This window comes from Bacillus sp. FSL W8-1202 (assembly GCF_038006165.1).
GTDB classification, from domain to species: Bacteria; Bacillota; Bacilli; order Bacillales; family Bacillaceae; genus Bacillus; species Bacillus subtilis.
Genome location: NZ_JBBOUR010000001.1, coordinates 306421 through 324717 on the forward strand (window position 1 = coordinate 306421; position 18297 = coordinate 324717).

At 45.5% G+C, this 18297-nt stretch carries 15 protein-coding genes, 1 other RNA gene and 2 pseudogenes; 1 reads left to right on the plus strand and 17 read right to left on the minus strand.

Annotated elements, in window-relative coordinates; translation table 11 throughout:
- Positions 1-87 precede the first annotated feature (87 nt).
- The 7 genes from NSQ09_RS01600 to csoR all read right to left on the minus strand — a co-directional run bounded on the left by NSQ09_RS01600 (position 88) and on the right by csoR (position 7439).
- Positions 88-696, minus strand: a complete 609-nt coding sequence (locus tag NSQ09_RS01600; protein WP_003219999.1) for a trimeric intracellular cation channel family protein — start codon at positions 694-696, stop codon at positions 88-90.
- 186 nt (positions 697-882) lie between these two features.
- The gene (locus NSQ09_RS01605; RefSeq protein ID WP_015384637.1) at positions 883-1299 is read right to left on the minus strand and encodes a disulfide oxidoreductase; all 417 of its coding nucleotides are present in this window, start codon (positions 1297-1299) and stop codon (positions 883-885) included.
- Positions 1300-1303: 4 nt separating this feature from the next.
- A complete protein-coding gene (bdbD, locus tag NSQ09_RS01610) occupies positions 1304-1972 on the minus strand; it encodes a disulfide bond formation protein BdbD (RefSeq protein WP_341030472.1) in 669 nt (222 codons plus the stop codon).
- A 119-nt stretch (positions 1973-2091) separates the two neighbouring features.
- Complete coding sequence (locus NSQ09_RS01615) at positions 2092-4194, minus strand: heavy metal translocating P-type ATPase (protein ID WP_129137908.1); 2103 nt, start codon at positions 4192-4194, stop codon at positions 2092-2094.
- Between the two features lie 160 nt (positions 4195-4354).
- Complete coding sequence (gene copA, locus NSQ09_RS01620) at positions 4355-6766, minus strand: copper-exporting P-type ATPase CopA (RefSeq protein WP_041333133.1); 2412 nt, start codon at positions 6764-6766, stop codon at positions 4355-4357.
- A gap of 83 nt (positions 6767-6849) precedes the next feature.
- The gene (gene copZ / locus NSQ09_RS01625; RefSeq protein WP_003228406.1) at positions 6850-7059 is read right to left on the minus strand and encodes a copper chaperone CopZ; all 210 of its coding nucleotides are present in this window, start codon (positions 7057-7059) and stop codon (positions 6850-6852) included.
- 74 nt (positions 7060-7133) lie between these two features.
- Positions 7134-7439: a copper-sensing transcriptional repressor CsoR gene (gene csoR / locus NSQ09_RS01630; protein WP_003228404.1), complete on the minus strand. Its 306-nt coding sequence runs from the start codon at positions 7437-7439 to the stop codon at positions 7134-7136.
- Between the two features lie 127 nt (positions 7440-7566).
- Between csoR and iolW the strand changes: the two genes are divergently transcribed.
- Complete coding sequence (iolW, locus tag NSQ09_RS01635) at positions 7567-8643, plus strand: scyllo-inositol 2-dehydrogenase (protein ID WP_129137909.1); 1077 nt, start codon at positions 7567-7569, stop codon at positions 8641-8643.
- Positions 8644-8679: 36 nt separating this feature from the next.
- Here the strand turns inward: iolW and azoRB are convergent, their stop codons facing one another.
- The 10 genes and pseudogenes from azoRB to NSQ09_RS01685 form a co-directional block, all read right to left on the minus strand.
- On the minus strand, positions 8680-9315 hold the full coding sequence (gene azoRB, locus NSQ09_RS01640) for an FMN-dependent NADH-azoreductase AzoRB (protein WP_129137910.1): 636 nt from the start codon (positions 9313-9315) through the stop codon (positions 8680-8682).
- Between the two features lie 131 nt (positions 9316-9446).
- Positions 9447-11341, minus strand: a pseudogene (locus NSQ09_RS01645) (FUSC family protein).
- 165 nt (positions 11342-11506) lie between these two features.
- On the minus strand, positions 11507-11908 hold the full coding sequence (locus NSQ09_RS01650; RefSeq protein ID WP_003242541.1) for a YvaD family protein: 402 nt from the start codon (positions 11906-11908) through the stop codon (positions 11507-11509).
- Entirely contained in the window at positions 11905-12264 is a 360-nt protein-coding gene (locus NSQ09_RS01655; protein WP_129137911.1) for a DMT family transporter, read from the minus strand. The genes NSQ09_RS01650 and NSQ09_RS01655 overlap by 4 nt, the downstream gene beginning before the upstream one ends.
- A complete protein-coding gene (locus tag NSQ09_RS01660) occupies positions 12261-12833 on the minus strand; it encodes a TetR/AcrR family transcriptional regulator (protein ID WP_129137912.1) in 573 nt (190 codons plus the stop codon). Before NSQ09_RS01660 ends, NSQ09_RS01655 begins: the two co-directional genes overlap by 4 nt.
- A gap of 110 nt (positions 12834-12943) precedes the next feature.
- Positions 12944-13739, minus strand: a pseudogene (locus NSQ09_RS01665) (SDR family NAD(P)-dependent oxidoreductase).
- 182 nt (positions 13740-13921) lie between these two features.
- Positions 13922-14284, minus strand: a transfer-messenger RNA (tmRNA) gene (gene ssrA / locus NSQ09_RS01670).
- A gap of 176 nt (positions 14285-14460) precedes the next feature.
- Positions 14461-14931: an SsrA-binding protein gene (gene smpB / locus NSQ09_RS01675; RefSeq protein ID WP_003220025.1), complete on the minus strand. Its 471-nt coding sequence runs from the start codon at positions 14929-14931 to the stop codon at positions 14461-14463.
- A 144-nt stretch (positions 14932-15075) separates the two neighbouring features.
- On the minus strand, positions 15076-17415 hold the full coding sequence (gene rnr / locus NSQ09_RS01680) for a ribonuclease R (protein ID WP_069837784.1): 2340 nt from the start codon (positions 17413-17415) through the stop codon (positions 15076-15078).
- Positions 17416-17433: 18 nt separating this feature from the next.
- On the minus strand, positions 17434-18174 hold the full coding sequence (locus tag NSQ09_RS01685) for an alpha/beta hydrolase (protein ID WP_129137948.1): 741 nt from the start codon (positions 18172-18174) through the stop codon (positions 17434-17436).
- Positions 18175-18297: the final 123 nt, after the last annotated feature.

Genomic DNA, 18297 nt, shown 5'->3' on the forward strand with positions numbered 1-18297 from the left:
TTAGCACATTCACCCAACATCGTTCAAGGTTTGGGTTATTTATATGCAGAAAAAACCGATTTCACATCGAAATCGGTTTTTTTGGTATTAATTATCTAAACGAAAAGAACGGTTTGGCAGCTTCCAATTAAACATATAAGAACAAACCCGGCAAACAACGAGCACGAAAAACAGAACGTACAAGCCAAACGAGTTCCCCAGCCAGCCCAAGCCGACGATTAAACCGCCGAGAGCCGCCCAGACTGCATAAATTTCTGCCTTCAGCACAAGCGGTTTGCGCCCGGCAAGAAGGTCACGGATGATTCCGCCCCCGCTTCCCGTCAGCACAGCAGCCACGATCACGGCACTAAGCGGATGGCCCATTTTGACGGCATACAGTGCGCCTTGGATAGCAAAGGCAGCGAGGCCGATCGCATCTGATAAATTGCCCCACTTATTCCAATGCTTCAGCAGCAGCTTCGGAAACAGAAACACAATTGTAATAGATAAAAGCGCGATTTGAAAGTACGCTCCCTGCTCCCATAGCGCTGACACCGGAACGCCGATCAGCAAATTGCGGATCGCTCCTCCTCCAAAAGCTGTGACAATCCCTAATATATAAACTCCTAAAATATCATATTCCTCTTCCATCGCAACAATTGCGCCGCTGACTGCAAACGCAATGATGCCAATCACACTGAGCAGCTCCCAAGCCATTCTGATGACTCCCTTTTATGTTTGTTAAATTTTCTGACGACCTCTAGATTTTATAATCGCTCAAGGGTAAAATCAATAACATTTTCACGATAAAAAAAGATAAATTTTGAGGGAGTACACCAAACGCTATTGAGCGTGAGTTTTCGAGATGAAAAAAGCGCCCGGCATACGCGGGCGCTTTTTTTGTTATTCAGATTTTTCGCCTTTCAGCAGGCACATAAAAATGATAATCAGGATAAAAGCAATCAGGGCCAGGAATGGAATCGTAATAAAACCAAACCAGTTAATATATTGGCCCGAGCACGGCACGCCGCTGACACATGGCTTAATGCCGCTAAAACCGGGCACTTTTTGCTCTAAGTAATGCATGGTCGAAATGAATGCCCCTATAATCGCCATCGGGAGCACATATTTTTTCACTCGTGTGTCCCCTTGAAAGGTGGCGATGCCTAAAATCAGGACGAGCGGATACATGAGGATACGCTGGTACCAGCACAGTTCACATGGAATAAACTTTCTGATTTCACTGAAATACAGGCTGCCCAGCATAGCGATAAGAGCCACAACCCAGGAAGCATATAAAAATACGATTCTATTTTTCATATCGTTACTTCCCTTTCAGCTCTTTTTCTATTGTCTCTTTGATTTCATCATAATCCGCAAAATTTTTGATCACTTTATCATTGACGTAAATCGTCGGTGTTGCCTGTATGTTCATTTTTTGATTAAGGTCAGAATCCTTTTCCACTTGAGAAGCGAATGTTTCCTTATCAAGATTTTCCTTGAGCGTATCAGGTTTTATCTTTGTGGTGCTTTTTGCAAGATCACCAAGGAGGCCTGGGGTTACCCATTCCTGTTCCGTATCCGGCTGTTTTTCGAACAGCTTTTCATGGAAATCCCAGAAAGAGTCAGGGTCTTCCTTCCATACTTCTTCAGATGTAAGAGCCGCTAATCTTGAACCTTTTCCATGGAACATGACGTTCACGAAAGAAAATTTCACATCGCCCTTATCAATAAAGTCTTTTTGTATTTTTGGAAAGATGTCACTGTTAAACACCTTGCAAGACGGACATTTGTAATCTCCGAATTCTACTACAGTTACCGGTGCATCGTCCTTGCCAAGCACAGGCTGCCCTTTGATAGACGGCTGTCCGGAAACCGCATCATTGCCTTGTTCCGTTTTGTTATTAATGATGACAATGGCTGCTAGCAATACAACAACCACAACCGTAAGGATGACCGCGAATTTCGCAGAAGACTGCTGTTTCTTTTTCACTCCGACACCTCATCGTTTTAAAATTAAAAAAGAAGCGGATCGCAATTGACCCACTTCTTTATTTTAACAAGACAAGCGCCGATAAGAAAACCCCGAAAAAATGAATTCTCTCCGACAATTTATTTGTTTTTGAGACGCATGACGCGCATAGCGTTTGCCACAGCGAGCAGTGTAACACCGACATCTGAGAAAACCGCTTCCCACATGGTTGCAATTCCAAATGCTCCAAGAATGAGAAAGATCGCTTTCACACCTAAAGCAAAGCCGATGTTTTGCCACACGATTCGCCGTGTCCGTTTCGCAATCCGAATCGCTTCTGCTATTTTTGACGGCTGATCTGTCATCAGCACGATGTCTGCGGCTTCTACCGCGGCGTCTGAGCCAAGGCCTCCCATCGCAACCCCTATATCTGCGCGTGCAAGCACCGGCGTATCATTGATGCCGTCACCGACAAAAATGAGTTTTTCACTAGGCAAAAGCTTAGCTTCTAATGCTTCGACCTGCGCGACTTTATCTTGCGGCAGCAGCTCTGCATATACCTCACCAATCCCAAGCTGTTTTCCGACGGCTTCTCCCGTTTGTTTCGAATCACCCGTCAGCATAGCTGTCTGTTTGATCCCAAGCGACTTCAGATCAGCAACCGCCTGTGCTGCGTCTTCCTTTACTTCATCCGTTATGATGATTGCTCCGGCATAGCGTTGATCAACAGCAACGTGTACGATTGTTCCAGCATTTTCATCCGGGACATCCTCAATTTGTTCTCTTTCCATGAGCTTTTTATTCCCGGCAAGGATCTCAGTTCCATTTACCTTTGCAAAAATGCCGTGGCCGGGGATTTCTTCGTATGACTCTATCTCATCGGAGGAAAGCATTTTCCCGTAAGCTTTACGCACAGATTCAGCAATCGGATGCTGTGAATGAAGCTCAGCGTATGCCGCCGCTTCAAGTAATCTATCCTTTGTAAAACCTTCCGCCGGTTTGATTTCTGTCACTTCAAAGCTGCCTTTTGTTAGTGTTCCCGTTTTATCAAACACCGCGTATTTGACTTGATTCAAAGCTTCTAAATAATTGCTTCCCTTTACAAGCACTCCGGCCTTTGAGGCCGATCCGATTCCGCCGAAGAAACCGAGCGGAATGGAGACAACAAGCGCACAAGGACAAGAAATCACTAAAAAGATAAGCGCGCGGTACACCCAATCGGAAAGCGCGGCGCCAGAAAGAACAAGCGGCGGAACAAAGGCCAGCAATACCGCGATGATCACAACAGCAGGTGTATAATACTTGGCAAACTTCGTGATAAAGTTTTCTGTCCGGGCTTTACGGCTGCTCGCATTCTGAACCAGGTCTAATATTTTTGATACTGCTGATTCCTGATAGCCCTTTGTGACTTCAATATGCAGAACGCCGTTTTGATTGATAAAGCCTGACATTACATCTTGTCCTTCCGCAGCTTTTCTCGGAACGGACTCACCTGTTAAAGCAGATGTATCAACCATCGCTGACCCGTGCACGACCTTACCGTCCAGGGGTATGCTTTCTCCCGGATTAACCACAATGATGTCTCCTGTCTGAACGTCCTCCGGGGAAACCTGTTCGATGCCGTTCTTTGTATTGAGATTGGCGTAATCAGGCCGTATGTCCATTAACGCACTAATTGATTTTCTGGAACGGCTGACCGCGGCACCTTGAAAAAGCTCACCGATTTTATAAAACAGCATAACGGCGACCCCCTCAGGGTATTGCTGAATCAGAAAAGCGCCGATTGTGGCAAGAGCCATTAAGAAATGCTCATCAAACACCTGACCGCGGATGATGTTTTTGACTGCGCGGATGACAATGTCACCGCCGATGATCAAATAAGCAGCGAGGAAAAGTTCAATGGTTCCCGAATGAACCAAATATGCCGCTGCGCCGAGAATGACAGCCGCCGCCATTCTGATCAGCATATTGACCATTCTATTACGATAGCCATCATCAGCTGATTTCTTTTTATGCTTTTGCCGAACCGTTACATGCGGATCAATTGATTTCACTTTTTTCTCTACTTTATTCGTGACCCATTGCTCTTCTTTCCCATCGGCTGAGACAGTTAAGGTGCTTGCCGCAAAATTTACCGCGCATCCGTCAATGCCTTTTATGCCTTTGACTCCATTTTCGATTTTTCGGGCACAATTGCTGCAATCCAAACCGTCCAGAACGTATTCCTGTTTCACTAGTCTCACCTTACCTTCCGATTTAGGGTTCCCTCTTCAAAGCGTATCAATGAGTATTGCATTCTTTATAATATATATGAGCATATACTCATATAATAGTTACACCTATTATATGTTGTTTTCCAAGAAAGTTTCAATGAAAAACAAAAACCGGCATATAGCCGGTTTTTCATTTTACTTTTTGCAGACGAAGAGCATTCAGAACAACGGAAACGGAGCTGAATGCCATTGCTGCTCCTGCTATCCACGGTGCTAAAAATCCAAGTGCTGCGATTGGGATGCCGAGGCTGTTATAGCCAAGCGCCCAGAATAAGTTTTGTTTAATGTTTTTCATTGTCAATCTGCTCATGCGGATTGCGTCGGCAATGCTGTTCAGATCGCCGCGAATAAGTGTAATGTCTGCTGTTTCCATGGCAATGTCCGTGCCAGTTCCAATCGCCATGCCGATGTCAGCTGTGGCAAGCGCCGGCGCATCGTTAATTCCGTCGCCCACCATTGCCGTCTGGCGGCCTTCTTTTTGCAAGCGGGCGATTTCCGCCGCCTTTTGTTCAGGAAGAACTTCCGCAATGATATTCGTAATTCCCGCTTCCTTCGCGATGGCTTCTGCGGTTCTGCGATTGTCTCCTGTCATCATGATGACATCAAGGCCCAACTCTTTCAGACGGGCAACAGCCTTCCGCGACGTGTCCTTAATCGTATCTGCAACCGCTACTAGCCCAGCTGCTTCTCCATCAATGGATACAAGCATAACTGTTTTTCCTTCTGCCTCTAGCTCTTCCATTTTGGCGAGAAGAGCCCCATGCTCAACCTGTTCGCTCTCCATTAATTTTCTAGTGCCGACGAGAATGCTTTTTCCTCCGGCTTCAGCCAAAATGCCTGCGCCGACTTTTGCTTCAAAGCGGGTAAGTTTCGGTATCTCAAGCCCTTTATCTTTCACGCCAGCAATAATCGCTTCGCCAAGCGGATGCTCTGATCCCGTTTCGGCTGCCGCTGCAAATTGAAGCAAATCTTTTTCTTCAAAACGGCCGAATGGAATGGCATCCGTCAGACGCGGCTTCCCGTTTGTCACGGTTCCGGTTTTATCAAGAACAATTGTATCGAGACGATGTGTTTTTTCTAAATGCTCGCCGCCTTTAAATAAAATCCCGAATTCAGCAGCGCGTCCGGATCCAGCCATTATGCTCGTCGGAGTGGCAAGACCGAGGGCGCAAGGACAGGCAATGACAAGAACCGCAATGAACTTGCTGATCGCTTCGGCAAAATCGCCAGGAGCCGCCCAAAGATACCAAATGAGAAAAGTGAGAACGGCAATCCCCAATACAATGGGAACAAAAATACCTGAAATCTGGTCAGCGAGACGCTGGATCGGCGCTTTTGACCCTTGTGCTTCCTCAACAATTTTGATGATATGAGAAAGCGCAGTATCCTTTCCGACGTTGACAGCTTTAATTTTCAGAAAGCCGTTTGCGTTAACGGTTGAACCTGTCACGCTGTCACCAGGATTTTTGTCAACAGGAAGACTTTCTCCTGTAATCATCGATTCGTCAACCGCTGAACGGCCTTCAACCACTTCTCCGTCGACAGGAATTCGTTCGCCAGGTTTGACGTAAACAATGTCATTAACAAGCACTTCGTCGATCGGGATGATTTGCTCCTGTCCGTCTCTTACAACAGTCGCTGTTTTCGCTTGAAGCTTCATCAGCTTTTTAATCGCATCCGAGGAACGGCCTTTTGCTTTTGTTTCAAACAACTTGCCTAATAAAATCAGCGTCAGCAAAATCGCGCTTGTTTCATAGTAAAGGCCGTCTGTATGCCCGTGAGAGCCAAGGCTTTGAAAAGTAAGATAAAGACTATAAGCGTAAGCAGCCGTCGTACCGAGGGCGACCAATACATCCATATTGGCGCTTTTATTTCTGAGCGCCTTATAAGCACCCACATAAAACGGCCAGCCGATCAGAAACTGGACTGGTGTCGCCAGCGCAAACTGCATCCACGGATTGAGAAATATATCCGGTACCCAAATGAATGATGTAAATGTAAAATGGCTCACCATCGCCCAAAGCAATGGAAATGACAGGACAGCTGAAAAAATCAGTCTCGCCGTTTGCTTCCGTTCTTCTTTCTTTTTAGCAGCAGCAGCCTCACTGTCCTGTTCACCCTTCAACTTTAGCTTATATCCAAGCTTATCTACCGCTTCTTTCAAATCGCTGACAGACGCTTCTTTTGGATTGTATTCGACCGTAACTGTTTCTAAAGCGAAGTTTACTGGAGCATTTGCGACGCCTTCTATTTTGTTAAGCCGTTTTTCAATCCGATTGGCGCAAGCCGCACAGGTCATGCCTTCAATATCGAATTCAGCTTTTTCTGTAACGACGTGATAGCCCAGCTTTTCTATTTTTTCTTGAATCGCTGCAGTCCCTGTTTCAGCAGGATCGTAGATTACATTTGATGTTTCCGTTGCCAGATTAACATTTGCATCCGTGACACCGGGCATCCGCTTCAGGCCTTTTTCAATTCTGGCAGCACATGCCGCACAGGTCATACCAGAGACCTGCATCGCGATTTCCTTTTGTTCACTCAACATACTCACTCCTTTATATACACCTGGGGGGTATATAAAAATGAAAGAAATATCGCGCCTCCCTAAAGGCGCGATACCTTGAATCACTCAGCTACGTCATAGCCCTGATCTTCTATCGCATCCGCAATATCTTTGACTGATACTTTGTCAGCATCAAACGAAACATCGACTTTACCCGCTTCCAGATTGACATGAACGGCACTGACGCCGTCCAGTTCTCCTACGCTTGTTTCTACTGCTTTGACGCAGTGCTGACAAGACATTCCTTCAACTTGCAATGTTTTTTGTTCCATAATCAATTCCTCCTGTTTATTCTTTGTATTTTTATCCTACCATACCCCCGTAGGGTATTACAATAAAAAACGCTTTATGATTTTGTGAACTTTTTAAATACGTCCAAAAGCTCAGAAATGGCCTGTTCCCCGTCTCCGCTTTTGATGGCATCTGCTACACAATGATGGGCATGATCCTCAAGCAAATGAAGCGCCACATTTTTCATTGCCGCCTGAACAGCTGAAATTTGCACAAGAATATCTACACAATATCTGTCGTTTTCCACCATGTTTTGAATGCCTCTGACTTGACCCTCAATCCGCTTAAGCCGGTTTGTAATCTGATCTTTTTCTTTCGAGCTTTTATGGTTTAATGTTTTATGTTCGTTATGCTTTTCCATGCGTACACCTCTGTTTAATGATATTAATTCCCATTATACTGATTGTCCAAACGGTTGTCTAAGCATGCCGATCCAAAAAATGAATCAGTTAGGTTTTACCATTTGATCAGGAGGGTATATACTTCTGTTGATAACGCTTTTAAAGGGGAGAAGAAAAGTGGATGCGATCAAGGTTGGAATATTAGGATACGGATTGTCCGGTTCTGTTTTTCACGGGCCGCTGCTGGATGTTCTGGATGAATATCAAATCAGCAAAATCATGACATCACGGACAGAAGAAGTGAAACGGGATTTTCCAGATGCTGAGGTTGTACATGAGCTTGAGGAAATCACAAATGCCCCTGCCATTGAGCTTGTCATTGTCACCACCCCGAGCGGCCTTCATTACGAGCATGCTATGGCATGCATACAGGCCGGAAAACATGTTGTGATGGAAAAACCAATGACAGCAACGGCCGAAGAGGGGGAAACATTAAAAAGGGCTGCCGATGAAAAAGGCGTATTATTAAGCGTATATCATAACCGACGCTGGGATAACGATTTTTTAACAATTAAAAAGCTGATCTCTGAGGGATACCTTGAAGATATCAATACATATCAAGTTTCCTATAACCGCTACAGACCTGAAGTTCAAGCGCGGTGGCGGGAAAAAGAAGGCACTGCCACTGGTACGCTGTATGATCTCGGCTCCCACATCATAGACCAAACCCTGCATTTGTTTGGGATGCCTAAAGCCGTGACTGCAAACGTGATGGCCCAGCGGGAAAATGCCGAAACGGTTGACTATTTTCATTTAACCCTGGATTATGGCAAGCTTCAAGCCATTCTATACGGAGGATCAATCGTTCCGGCAAACGGACCTCGTTATCAAATCCATGGAAAAGATTCCAGCTTTATCAAATACGGAATTGACGGACAGGAAGACGCACTCAGAGCGGGAAGAAAACCAGAGGATGACAGCTGGGGTGCGGATGATCCGGAGTTTTACGGACAGCTTACAACCATTCGTGGCTCCGACAAAAAAACAGAAACGATTCCATCAGTAAATGGCTCCTACCTTACTTATTACCGTAAAATAGCGGAAAGCATACGGGAAGGTGCTGTGCTGCCAGTCACTGCTGAGGAAGGTATTAATGTCATCCGCATCATTGAAGCCGCGATGAAAAGCAGTAAAGAGAAACGAACCATTATGCTGGAGCAATAAAACAAAAGCCTCCCCAAATAAGGGGAGGCTTTTTCATTAGAATGTTTTTCCTGCTTCTTTCGCACGCGCAATCGCGTCTTCTTTGATTTGCTGTGCTTTATCAGGCTCCGCATTATGTCCCTCTACGAAAATGCCATCGAATGATGGTACCCCGAAGAAGTTCATCATGATGCCGATGTAGCGGTGCCCCATTTCCATCTCAGCCGCAGGGCCTTCTGAATAGTAGCCGCCGCGCGCTTGGATATGAATTGCTTTTTTATCAGTCAACAAGCCAATAGGGCCTTGTTCTGTGTATTTGAATGATTTTCCTGCAACAGCAACAGAATCGAGATACGCTTTCATCACTGGCGGGAATGAGAAGTTCCATAAAGGAGTAACAAATACGTACTTATCAGCTGATGCAAATTGATCGCTAAGCTCTCCCAAACAGCCTACTTTCGCTTTTTCGCTTTCAGAAAGCTCTTCAAAGCCTGTACCTGACTGAAGCTTTCCCCATCCGCTAAATACATCTGCGTCAATGTGCGGGATGTTTTCTTTGTACAAATCGATATGTACAACTTCATCATTTGGATTCGCTTCTTTGTAAGATTCGATAAATGCTTTACCTGTTGCCATACTGTACGAAGTTGCTTCGTCATGCGGATGAGCAGTGATATATAATACTTTTGCCATTTTTACCAGCCCTTTCGTTTTTAAAAATCACACATCAATTATTATCATACAGATGCATAATGATTATTCTGTCTCTCTTAGACTTCAAGTAAAACATCTCGAATTAAAGATTATTTAACTTTCCAAACAGCTTACTTTTCAAAAGCTGTTCTCAAGCCGGAATACAGCGCGGACAGTTCTTTACTGATTCGAGGATAATGAGGAACATGCGGCACTTGAATATCCGCAGGCATCCTTTTCATGATAAAGGATTGCTCAGCCTGTTCAAAAAACGCCCGCAGCTGGTTGATCTCTTCATCAGAAAATGGAGCAGGCGGACGGCGGTGAGCTTGGGCCGAGAGCAAATAGTACCCTAAGTGCTGAGCACCGGAAATGGCAGGCCAGAGCGCCTCCGCATTCGCATGAGGAAACTCTCCAAGGGCCTTGTCATACGCATCCCGAAGCCTGACAAGACTCACCCTTAACTTGTGTTCGTCGGCATTCTGCCCGGTTAACAGTTTCTCCATAAACTGCCCTTCCAGCCGGATGACGTTCCTCATCAGTTCAGGCAGTCGCTTCGTTGAAAACCGCCGCCACAAAAGTATTGTTCCCAACAGCCCGATCACGCTGCCGACAGCTACATCAGTCAGCCTCGCTATCATAAAATAACCGGCACTCGCGCCGCCATGCATACTTTCTGTGATAACAAGCGCATTTGCGGTTAAAAAGGGAACAGCCAGCGCATAATTGCGGACGATCAGCATCTCAAGAAGACATTGAAGCGCTGCAATACAAAACGCAATATAAACACCGCCCGGCTTAAAAACAGGATTGCGCCTGCCAGTATAACACCGATCACCGTTCCGGCCGAACGCTGAATAGCCCTGTGAAGCGTAAAAACAACAGTAGTGCCAAGCATGACCGCTGCTGCCGAAAGCGGAATCCAATAGGAACGTGCAAAGCCGAATGCGAGGGCAAACATATCGGCGGCAAACAGAACAATTCCGTACTTTAACGCTCTAATCAAAACTGGAGACTTCCAGTCAAAGGCATTTCTCAAAAAGTAAAAAGAGGATGGCAGGCGGCTTGGTTCCCCGTCAAGCTGCTTATCAAAACGTCCTGAAGCGATATACAAAACCTCATTGATTTCTTCAAACAGCTTCCGCCTAGGCTCAGATTCATTTTCATTAATCTGAAACGTATTGAAAACCCGTGCATTCGCAAGCATATCTCCGGTTTGGCGAAGTGCCTTTTCAATCTGCTCGGTCTCTCTGTCCGGCGTTTCAGCTGAAAAATGAATAATGGCAATAAATATGTCGTCAGCTTTCTCAAGGAGGCGAAAAAATCGTTCATCATGCCGCGATTTTTTCCGTCTGTTCCCTTTCCCAAGAACCGTTTGTCGGGCTGTTCTAAGCATGAGCACCGTCTGATGCTGTGCGTTATGAAAACCTGGCGTTCCGACGGCTGAAAGACATGCAGCCAGCTGATGATATGTTTTTTGCAGCACCGCTCCCTCCGGTCCATGTTTGTTCCATAACCAGCCGATTAAAGCGATACCCATGGCGAAAATGCCGCCGAGAAACGTCAGTCCCGCTCTGAACAGCGCTTGTGAAGGATCGGCCGGCAGCCCGGAACTGACTAAAAAGGCAAGGACAAAAAACATCGGCGCAGGGCCTTGAATGCCGAGCGCGCTAAAAATAAACATCGCCGCTGCACCGATCAGCCCCAAAACAGCCGCCATCATCCAAAGCATCCCGGACAAAAGCGTCCCTAAACCAAATGAGAGGGCGATCCCAATAGAAACCAAGAGCAGCTTCAAGGCGCGCTTTTTGTACGATTCACCGCCCGCATATAAATAAACAAAGCCTCCGATACTTGCAATTAATCCGTAATCCGTGTGACCTGCCAATGCACCGACCAGCACAGGAAACCCTGAAGCGAAACCTGATCCGATAGCCCTTTTCCAAGGAAATGGATTTGCATGAATGCGAAAGGCATCCTTCACGATAGGCATGATTCTTTGATTGTTCTCAGCAGTTTTGTTCATTTGACAAAATCCTTTTCAATGAATGTGTAGAACTTTTCCCGTTTCTTCGCTTTAGTATGCCCAAAAACGCGGTTAGCTTCTCAATTGGTGCGCCCGATAAAAAAACAGAGACTTATACCGGCTCTGCTTCATTACATCAGTTTATTATCATAAAAGCGGCACCTGTCAGGACTGTTTTGTCCTTCTGCCTTCCTTCAAGAGCAGGTGAATAAAAAATAAAGGATAAATCAATAGATACCCATTAAACAGCCACCACACAAGATCAAAGTCACTGCTGAATGTCCAGAATGATAGCGCCTGCAGACCTGAACAACAGGTCAGCACAAGAGAAATCAGCGCCATCAGCTTCCAGTCAGCTCGATTCACCCGCTGTAGGTACAAGCTGTACAACCCTGTGACAGAAATCAGGATATCCAGTGGAAAAAAAGACCAGTTCCATGCGATCATAAACGGATGGTCATGATGTTTAAAAGCCCAGCTTTCCGGTATGAGCGAAAATCCGGCTGACAGCCAGTACAAGATAAAACCGATATCAGTCACGAGAAAAAACAGCTTCATATATCTCATTTGTACTGCCCGCTTTTATGTACCGGCTCAGACACCCTAGCATGCTCGATCAGGTTTAAAGACACAACACCGGCAATAATCAATCCAATTGAAATGACTTTCATGACACTCACATGTTCTTGAAAAAACAAAAAACCAACGACTGTAATCAGGACAATTCCCATCCCTGACCATACAGCATAAGCAACAGATACATCAATGGATTTAAGCGTAAGCGTCAGAAAGAAAAGACTCCCTCCATAAAAGAAAATCAACAGCAAACTGGGAATAAGCTTTGTAAAACCGGACGATAGCTTCATGCTGACCGTTCCCGCAACCTCAAACAAAATCGCCGAGCATAGAAACACCCAATTCATGTCGCATCAGCCTCCTCATCAGCTGTTATACCGTTAAACAAAACATCTACAATTGATTCAAGCAACTCTCCTGTCGTGAACTGATGTTTCAGCGGATATTCAGGGTCATACACTTGATTGATGCTCCCTATATACATGTGAACAAACAGGTCCGGATTGATGTTTCTGATTCTCTTTTGCTGTTTGCACTCGTCTAATAATTCTAGGACAATGGCCCATTCTGCCTTAATAAACGTGTCTAATGTAAGCCACGCATCGTAATGGTATTTCTTTAGTTCATTTAATAATCCCATGTTCAGCAGTTCCATCCCCTGCGGAAGGCTGATCAGCATTTTTTTCACCTTTTCAAGCACATTTAAACTTTCATTTTCATAGATGTCTCTTTCTATTTGCTTCATTTCAGCTATAAATTGTTCGACAACCGCCTCAACAAGCTGATCTTTAGATGAATAATATGCATAGAGCGTCCGCTTGCTCGTTCCCAGCGCTGCCGCCAAATCATTCATCGTAAATGAAAATCCTTTTTGCTTAATCAGCCGGATGGTTTCCGCCATAATTCTTTTTTCCACATTAATCCCCCGCTTTCGGTACCGATAAAACTATTTTGGTACCAATATTACACGAGAGAAATTTATGGAAATCAACAATATATAAAAAAACCTCTCCTATTGGGAGAGGTTTAAAAGACACTGCGGACCAAACCGCCGTCCGCCCGAAGTGCCGCGCCATTGATCGCAGAGGAAAGCGGGCTGCTTAAAAATGTAACGAAGTGGGCGATTTCTTCCGGACGGATCAGTCTTTGAATAATAGATGTCGGCCGGTTTTCTTTCATAAAACGTGCCTCAGCTTCTTGAACAGTCAGGTTTTCACCAGGATATAGCGAGTTCAGCATGGTTTCCACACCCTCTGTTAAGGTAGAGCCCGGCATGACGGTGTTGACTGTGACATTCGTGCCGGTTGCCAGCTCCGCCAAACTGCGGGAAATGGACAGCTGCATCGTTTTTGTCGCACTGTAATGCGCCATTTCCTGTGACGGCATAATCGCCGCTTCACTGGCAATGAAAATCACACGCCCTTCTTTTTTCTCTATCATGTTATGCAAATACCTGCGTGTCAGCCTTACACCGCTCATAATATTCACTTCAAAAAAACGAAACCATTCATCGTCGGGAATATCAAAGTACTCCGCCGGTTCAAAAATCCCTAAATTGTTGACCAAAATATCAACCTCTGGATATGCCTGAAACAGCTCATTGCAGCCTTCTTCTGTTCCCAAATCAAATGCAGCCGGATAAAGAACCGCTTCAGCATGTTGTGTTTTCAGTTCATCTATCGTTTGAATTCACTTTCTCTTCCCGGCGTCCGTTAATGATCACTGCCGCACCTTCTTCAGCTAACGAAGAGGCAATAGCTTTTCCGATCCCTGATGTCGAACCGGTCACCAGTGCGGTTTTTCCTTGTAAATTCAGCTTCATTATTCATCCCTCCGTTTTTGATTCCTCTTATTTATTGACAGAAATCTGATTGGTGAAACATCTGCTCTGCAATCAGTATGAAACAGCTGGGATTGAAATGGAAGTACGCACTTTTTGGTGCCTGTGGTTTGGAGAAAAAATAAAGCAGAACCTCTTAAGAGGTTCTGCTTTATTGTCAGTATGTATGGAGACGGTGGGAGTCGAACCCACGTCCAGAAACATCGATTACTTAAGCGTCTACGAGCGTAGCCTGCATATTTATGGTTTCACTCATCTTCTTGCCTGCGGGCGGGCCTTCCGAGAGCTAGTCTGTTCATCTCTTCTTACGTTCTCAGACAGGAACGCAAGCGTAGCCTACTTGGATGTGCTCTTCACAGACACATAGGCAATGTCAGGAAGAGCTCGCTGCGCTTATTAGGCAGCTAATGCTACGTTTTGGTTAAAACTGTTAGTTTTGCCAGTTATATTTAAGTGCGTGTTTACGAGATCGCCTCTCGGCTCGCAGCTCAAGCTCGATCCATCCCTGTCGAATCCGTAACGTCCCCTTGGTATAAGGGAAATACGGGAGAAAATATCAAGCTCTCACTCAAACTGGCTATAGTCTTATTATAACATGATCACGGCTCTTTTCAATTGTCAAATCCTTCAAATGAATGGCGTCGTGATCTGATCGTGAACACAGTATAGCACAGGCCTGATTTTCGAATCAAGCACTATGCCTTTAGAAGCCTTTTTGACTGTCTCTGAACGCTCTTTCGATTTCCCGCTTCGCGTCCTTGCGCTTCAGATCTTCCCGTTTGTCATAGTTCTTCTTCCCTTTTCCAAGGCCGAGAAGCACTTTGGCAAAGCCGTTTTTTAAATACAGCTTCAGCGGAACGAGAGAATAGCCTTTTTCCTTTGTTAACCCGATCAGCTTATTAATCTCCTTGCGGTGCATTAACAGCTTTCTTGTCCGAAGCGGATCGTGGTTATAGCGGTTTCCCTGCTCATATGGGCTGACGTGCATATTGTGGAGAAACACTTCTCCCCGTTCGATTTTGGCGAAGGAATCTTTAAGGTTTACGCGGCCGGCGCGAATCGATTTGATTTCGGTTCCTTGCAGAACGATGCCTGTTTCATAGGTTTCTTCTATAAAATAATCGTGATTGGCTTTCTTATTTTGAGATAATACTTTTCCTGACCCTTTTGGCATGCCAGAACCTCCTCTCTCTAAGGAAAAACTGTCCACCTTTTGCGATACGCTCTATTTTACCAAATGTCACGTACCGCTACAATGAAAAGCTGTTTCCGAAAGAAAGCAAATAGAGCGCTGCGGCCCTATTTCTTGGTTGAGCTGCTATTTCTTCTTTTTCCGTTTCTGTTTCGGAGCATTCTGGAAGCCGCGTTTTTTCTTTTTCTTCTTCGGCTTAGTGAACCACTCCCCTTTTTCCTCAGACGGAGCTGGAGAAACAGGCGTATTGGTGCTTTGAACACGTTTTCTGGCAGGCTTTCCGCGTTTTCTGCTCCGGCTGCTGTCCAATTCTCTCGGGCGCCGCGGAGTACCCTTCATGCCGACGATTTCAAAGTCGATATTGCGCTCATCTTTATTGACATCAACAACCTTGACTGTGATTTCATCCCCGATGCGGAAGACGTTGCCTGTCCGCTCGCCGATCATTGCAAAATGCTGTTCGTCAAAGCGGTAGTAGTCATCTGTCATAAAGCTGACGTGGACGAGTCCTTCGATTGTATTCGGCAGCTCGACGAACATTCCGAAGTTTGTCACAGAGCTGATCATGCCGTCAAACTCTTCACCGATTTTATCAAGCATGTATTCCGCTTTTTTCAGGTCATCTGTCTCACGCTCGGCGTCAACTGCACGGCGCTCCATAGATGATGTATGTTCGGCGATATCCGGCAGGCGTTCAGCCCACTTTTCCTGTGTCGCTTCATCGACTTTGCCGTTGATCAAATACGTTCGGATCAGGCGGTGAACGGTTAAGTCCGGATAACGGCGGATCGGCGATGTGAAATGCGTATAGAATTCCGTTGACAGACCGAAGTGCCCCAAGCTTTGCGGGTCGTATTTCGCCTGTTTCATCGAACGGAGCATAACAGTAGATATAACCGTTTCCTCTGGTCTGTCACGCACAGCGTCCAGAATGCTTTGCAGCTCGCGCGGATGAATATTCCCCGCCGTTCCTTTCACCACATAGCCAAATGTCGTCACAAATTCTAAAAACTTTTGCAGCTTTTCAGCATTCGGCTCTTCGTGAATCCGGTATATAAACGGGACGTTCATCCAATGGAAATGCTCTGCCACTGTTTCGTTTGCTACAAGCATAAATTCTTCAATCAGCTTCTCGGCGACAGAGCGTTCTCTGATCACAACGTCTTTAACCGCTCCTTCGTCATCAACAAGCACCTTTGCCTCTTTGAAATCAAAGTCAACGGCGCCGCGGTCCATCCGCTTATCGCGAAGAATTTGAGCCAGGCGCTCCATGTCTTTGAACATCGGAACAAGAGGCTCGTATTTTTGCTTCAGCTCTTCATCATCGTCAACAAGAATTTTATTCACATCTGAATATGTCATTCTTTCCGTTGTTTTGATGACACTTTGGAAGATCTCGTGCTCTGTCACCTGTCCCTGACTGTTAATGGTCATTTCACAAGAAAGCGTCAGGCGGTCAACCTTTGGATTTAAGGAGCAGATGCCGTTTGACAATCTGTGCGGAATCATCGGGATGACACGGTCAACCAGATACACACTTGTTCCTCTTTCAAGCGCTTCTTTGTCAATCGGCGAGTTTTCGGTTACGTAATGACTGACATCAGCTATGTGAACGCCAAGCTTGTAGCTTCCATCATCAAGCTTCGTCACGGTAACTGCATCATCCAAATCCTTCGCATCCGCACCATCAATGGTGACAATCACCTGGTCACGGAGATCACGGCGGTCTTTCAGATCTTTTTCATCAATCGTGTCAGGCGTACTTGATGCCTGTTCCATCGCGTCAGCTGGAAATTCTCCCGGCAGGCCGTGCTTATGAATGACCGATAAAATATCAATGCCCGGGTCGTTTTTGTGGCCGAGAATGGTTTCAACCTCACCCTCTGCGTTCATGCGGCCTTCAGGATAGCTCGTCAGCTTGACAACAACCTTATGCCCTTCCGCAGCTCCATTTTTCCCATTTTTCGGAATGAAGATGTCACTCGTGATTTTTTTGTCGTCCGGAATGACAAAGCCGAAGTTTCTCGTTTCTGTATACGTGCCGACAACCCGCTGAATCGCTCTTTCTAAAATCCGTATGACGGTTCCTTCCTGCCTGGAGCCGCTTGACTGTGAGTTCAGACGAACCATGACGATATCACCGTTCATTGCCGTATTCAGCTCATTAGGCGGAATAAACACATCACTTAACGACGTATCCTCAGGCAGCAAAAAGGCGAATCCTTTCGCATGCGCTGAAATCTTTCCTTTTATTAAATTCATCTTCTCCGGAATGCCGTAGCGGTCGCTTCTCGTCCGTACGATAAGCCCTTTTTCTTCCAAGGCGACTAACGCTTTGACGAGCTCTTTAAACTCCTCGGCTTCCGTAATATTTAACATCTCCTCAAGTTCCTGAACGGTCAGAGGTTTGTACGCCTCTTCCTTCATAAACGAGAGAAGCTTTTCCATAAATGCTTCTTTTTCCATTATCCGACCTCCTGTTGATTACCAATCGAGCTTCTCTAAAAATTCATGCACATCCTGATGGACGAGGTCACGTTCTTTGTCGAGTGTAATGACATGCCCTGATTCCTCGTACCATTTCAGCTGTTTATCATCAGTTTCCACTTCGTTGTAAATAATATTGGCGCTTTCGGTATTAATCATGTGGTCATGACGGGCCTGCACCACAAATGTCGGTGAATAAATCATATCGACATTATTCCGCACATCAGCAATTAAGTCTTGCAGCGCCTTAAGGGTATTCATCGGCGTTTTTTCGAATTCTTTCATTTCCTCTTCAATTTGCTCCGGGCTTTTCCCCTCAAACTTTTTGTAATTGCGAGCGTATGAAAGAACGCCTTGATACATGACATCTTCACTCTTAATATGCATCGGTGCGCACATTGGGACAATTCCCTTTATGGGTACAGTGTAACCCAATTTCAGCGAAAAAACCCCGCCAAGCGACAGTCCGCAGGCAGCAATGCTCTCATAGCCTTCAGATTTTAAGTATTCATAGCCATCCATTACGTTTTTCCACCAGTCTTCGGGCCCCGTATGTACAAGTTCTTCAGGCGGGACGCCATGTCCTTCATATTGAGGCGCGTGGCACGTATAGCCGCGTTCATTCAAATATCGTCCCAGCATCCTTACATCCGCTGTATTTCCTGTAAAGCCATGCAGCAAAAGCACCGCTTTGTCTCCGCCTTTAAATGTAAATGGTTTTGGTGTCACAACTTTCATGCTCATGTCTCCCTTTCTATCTGCACGATCATTTTAGTTTTCCACAGTTTAATCAGAAAAAAACGTTTTGAATATCATCCAGAAACGTGAAAAAGGCCTGACTTCACATCAGACCTTATACAA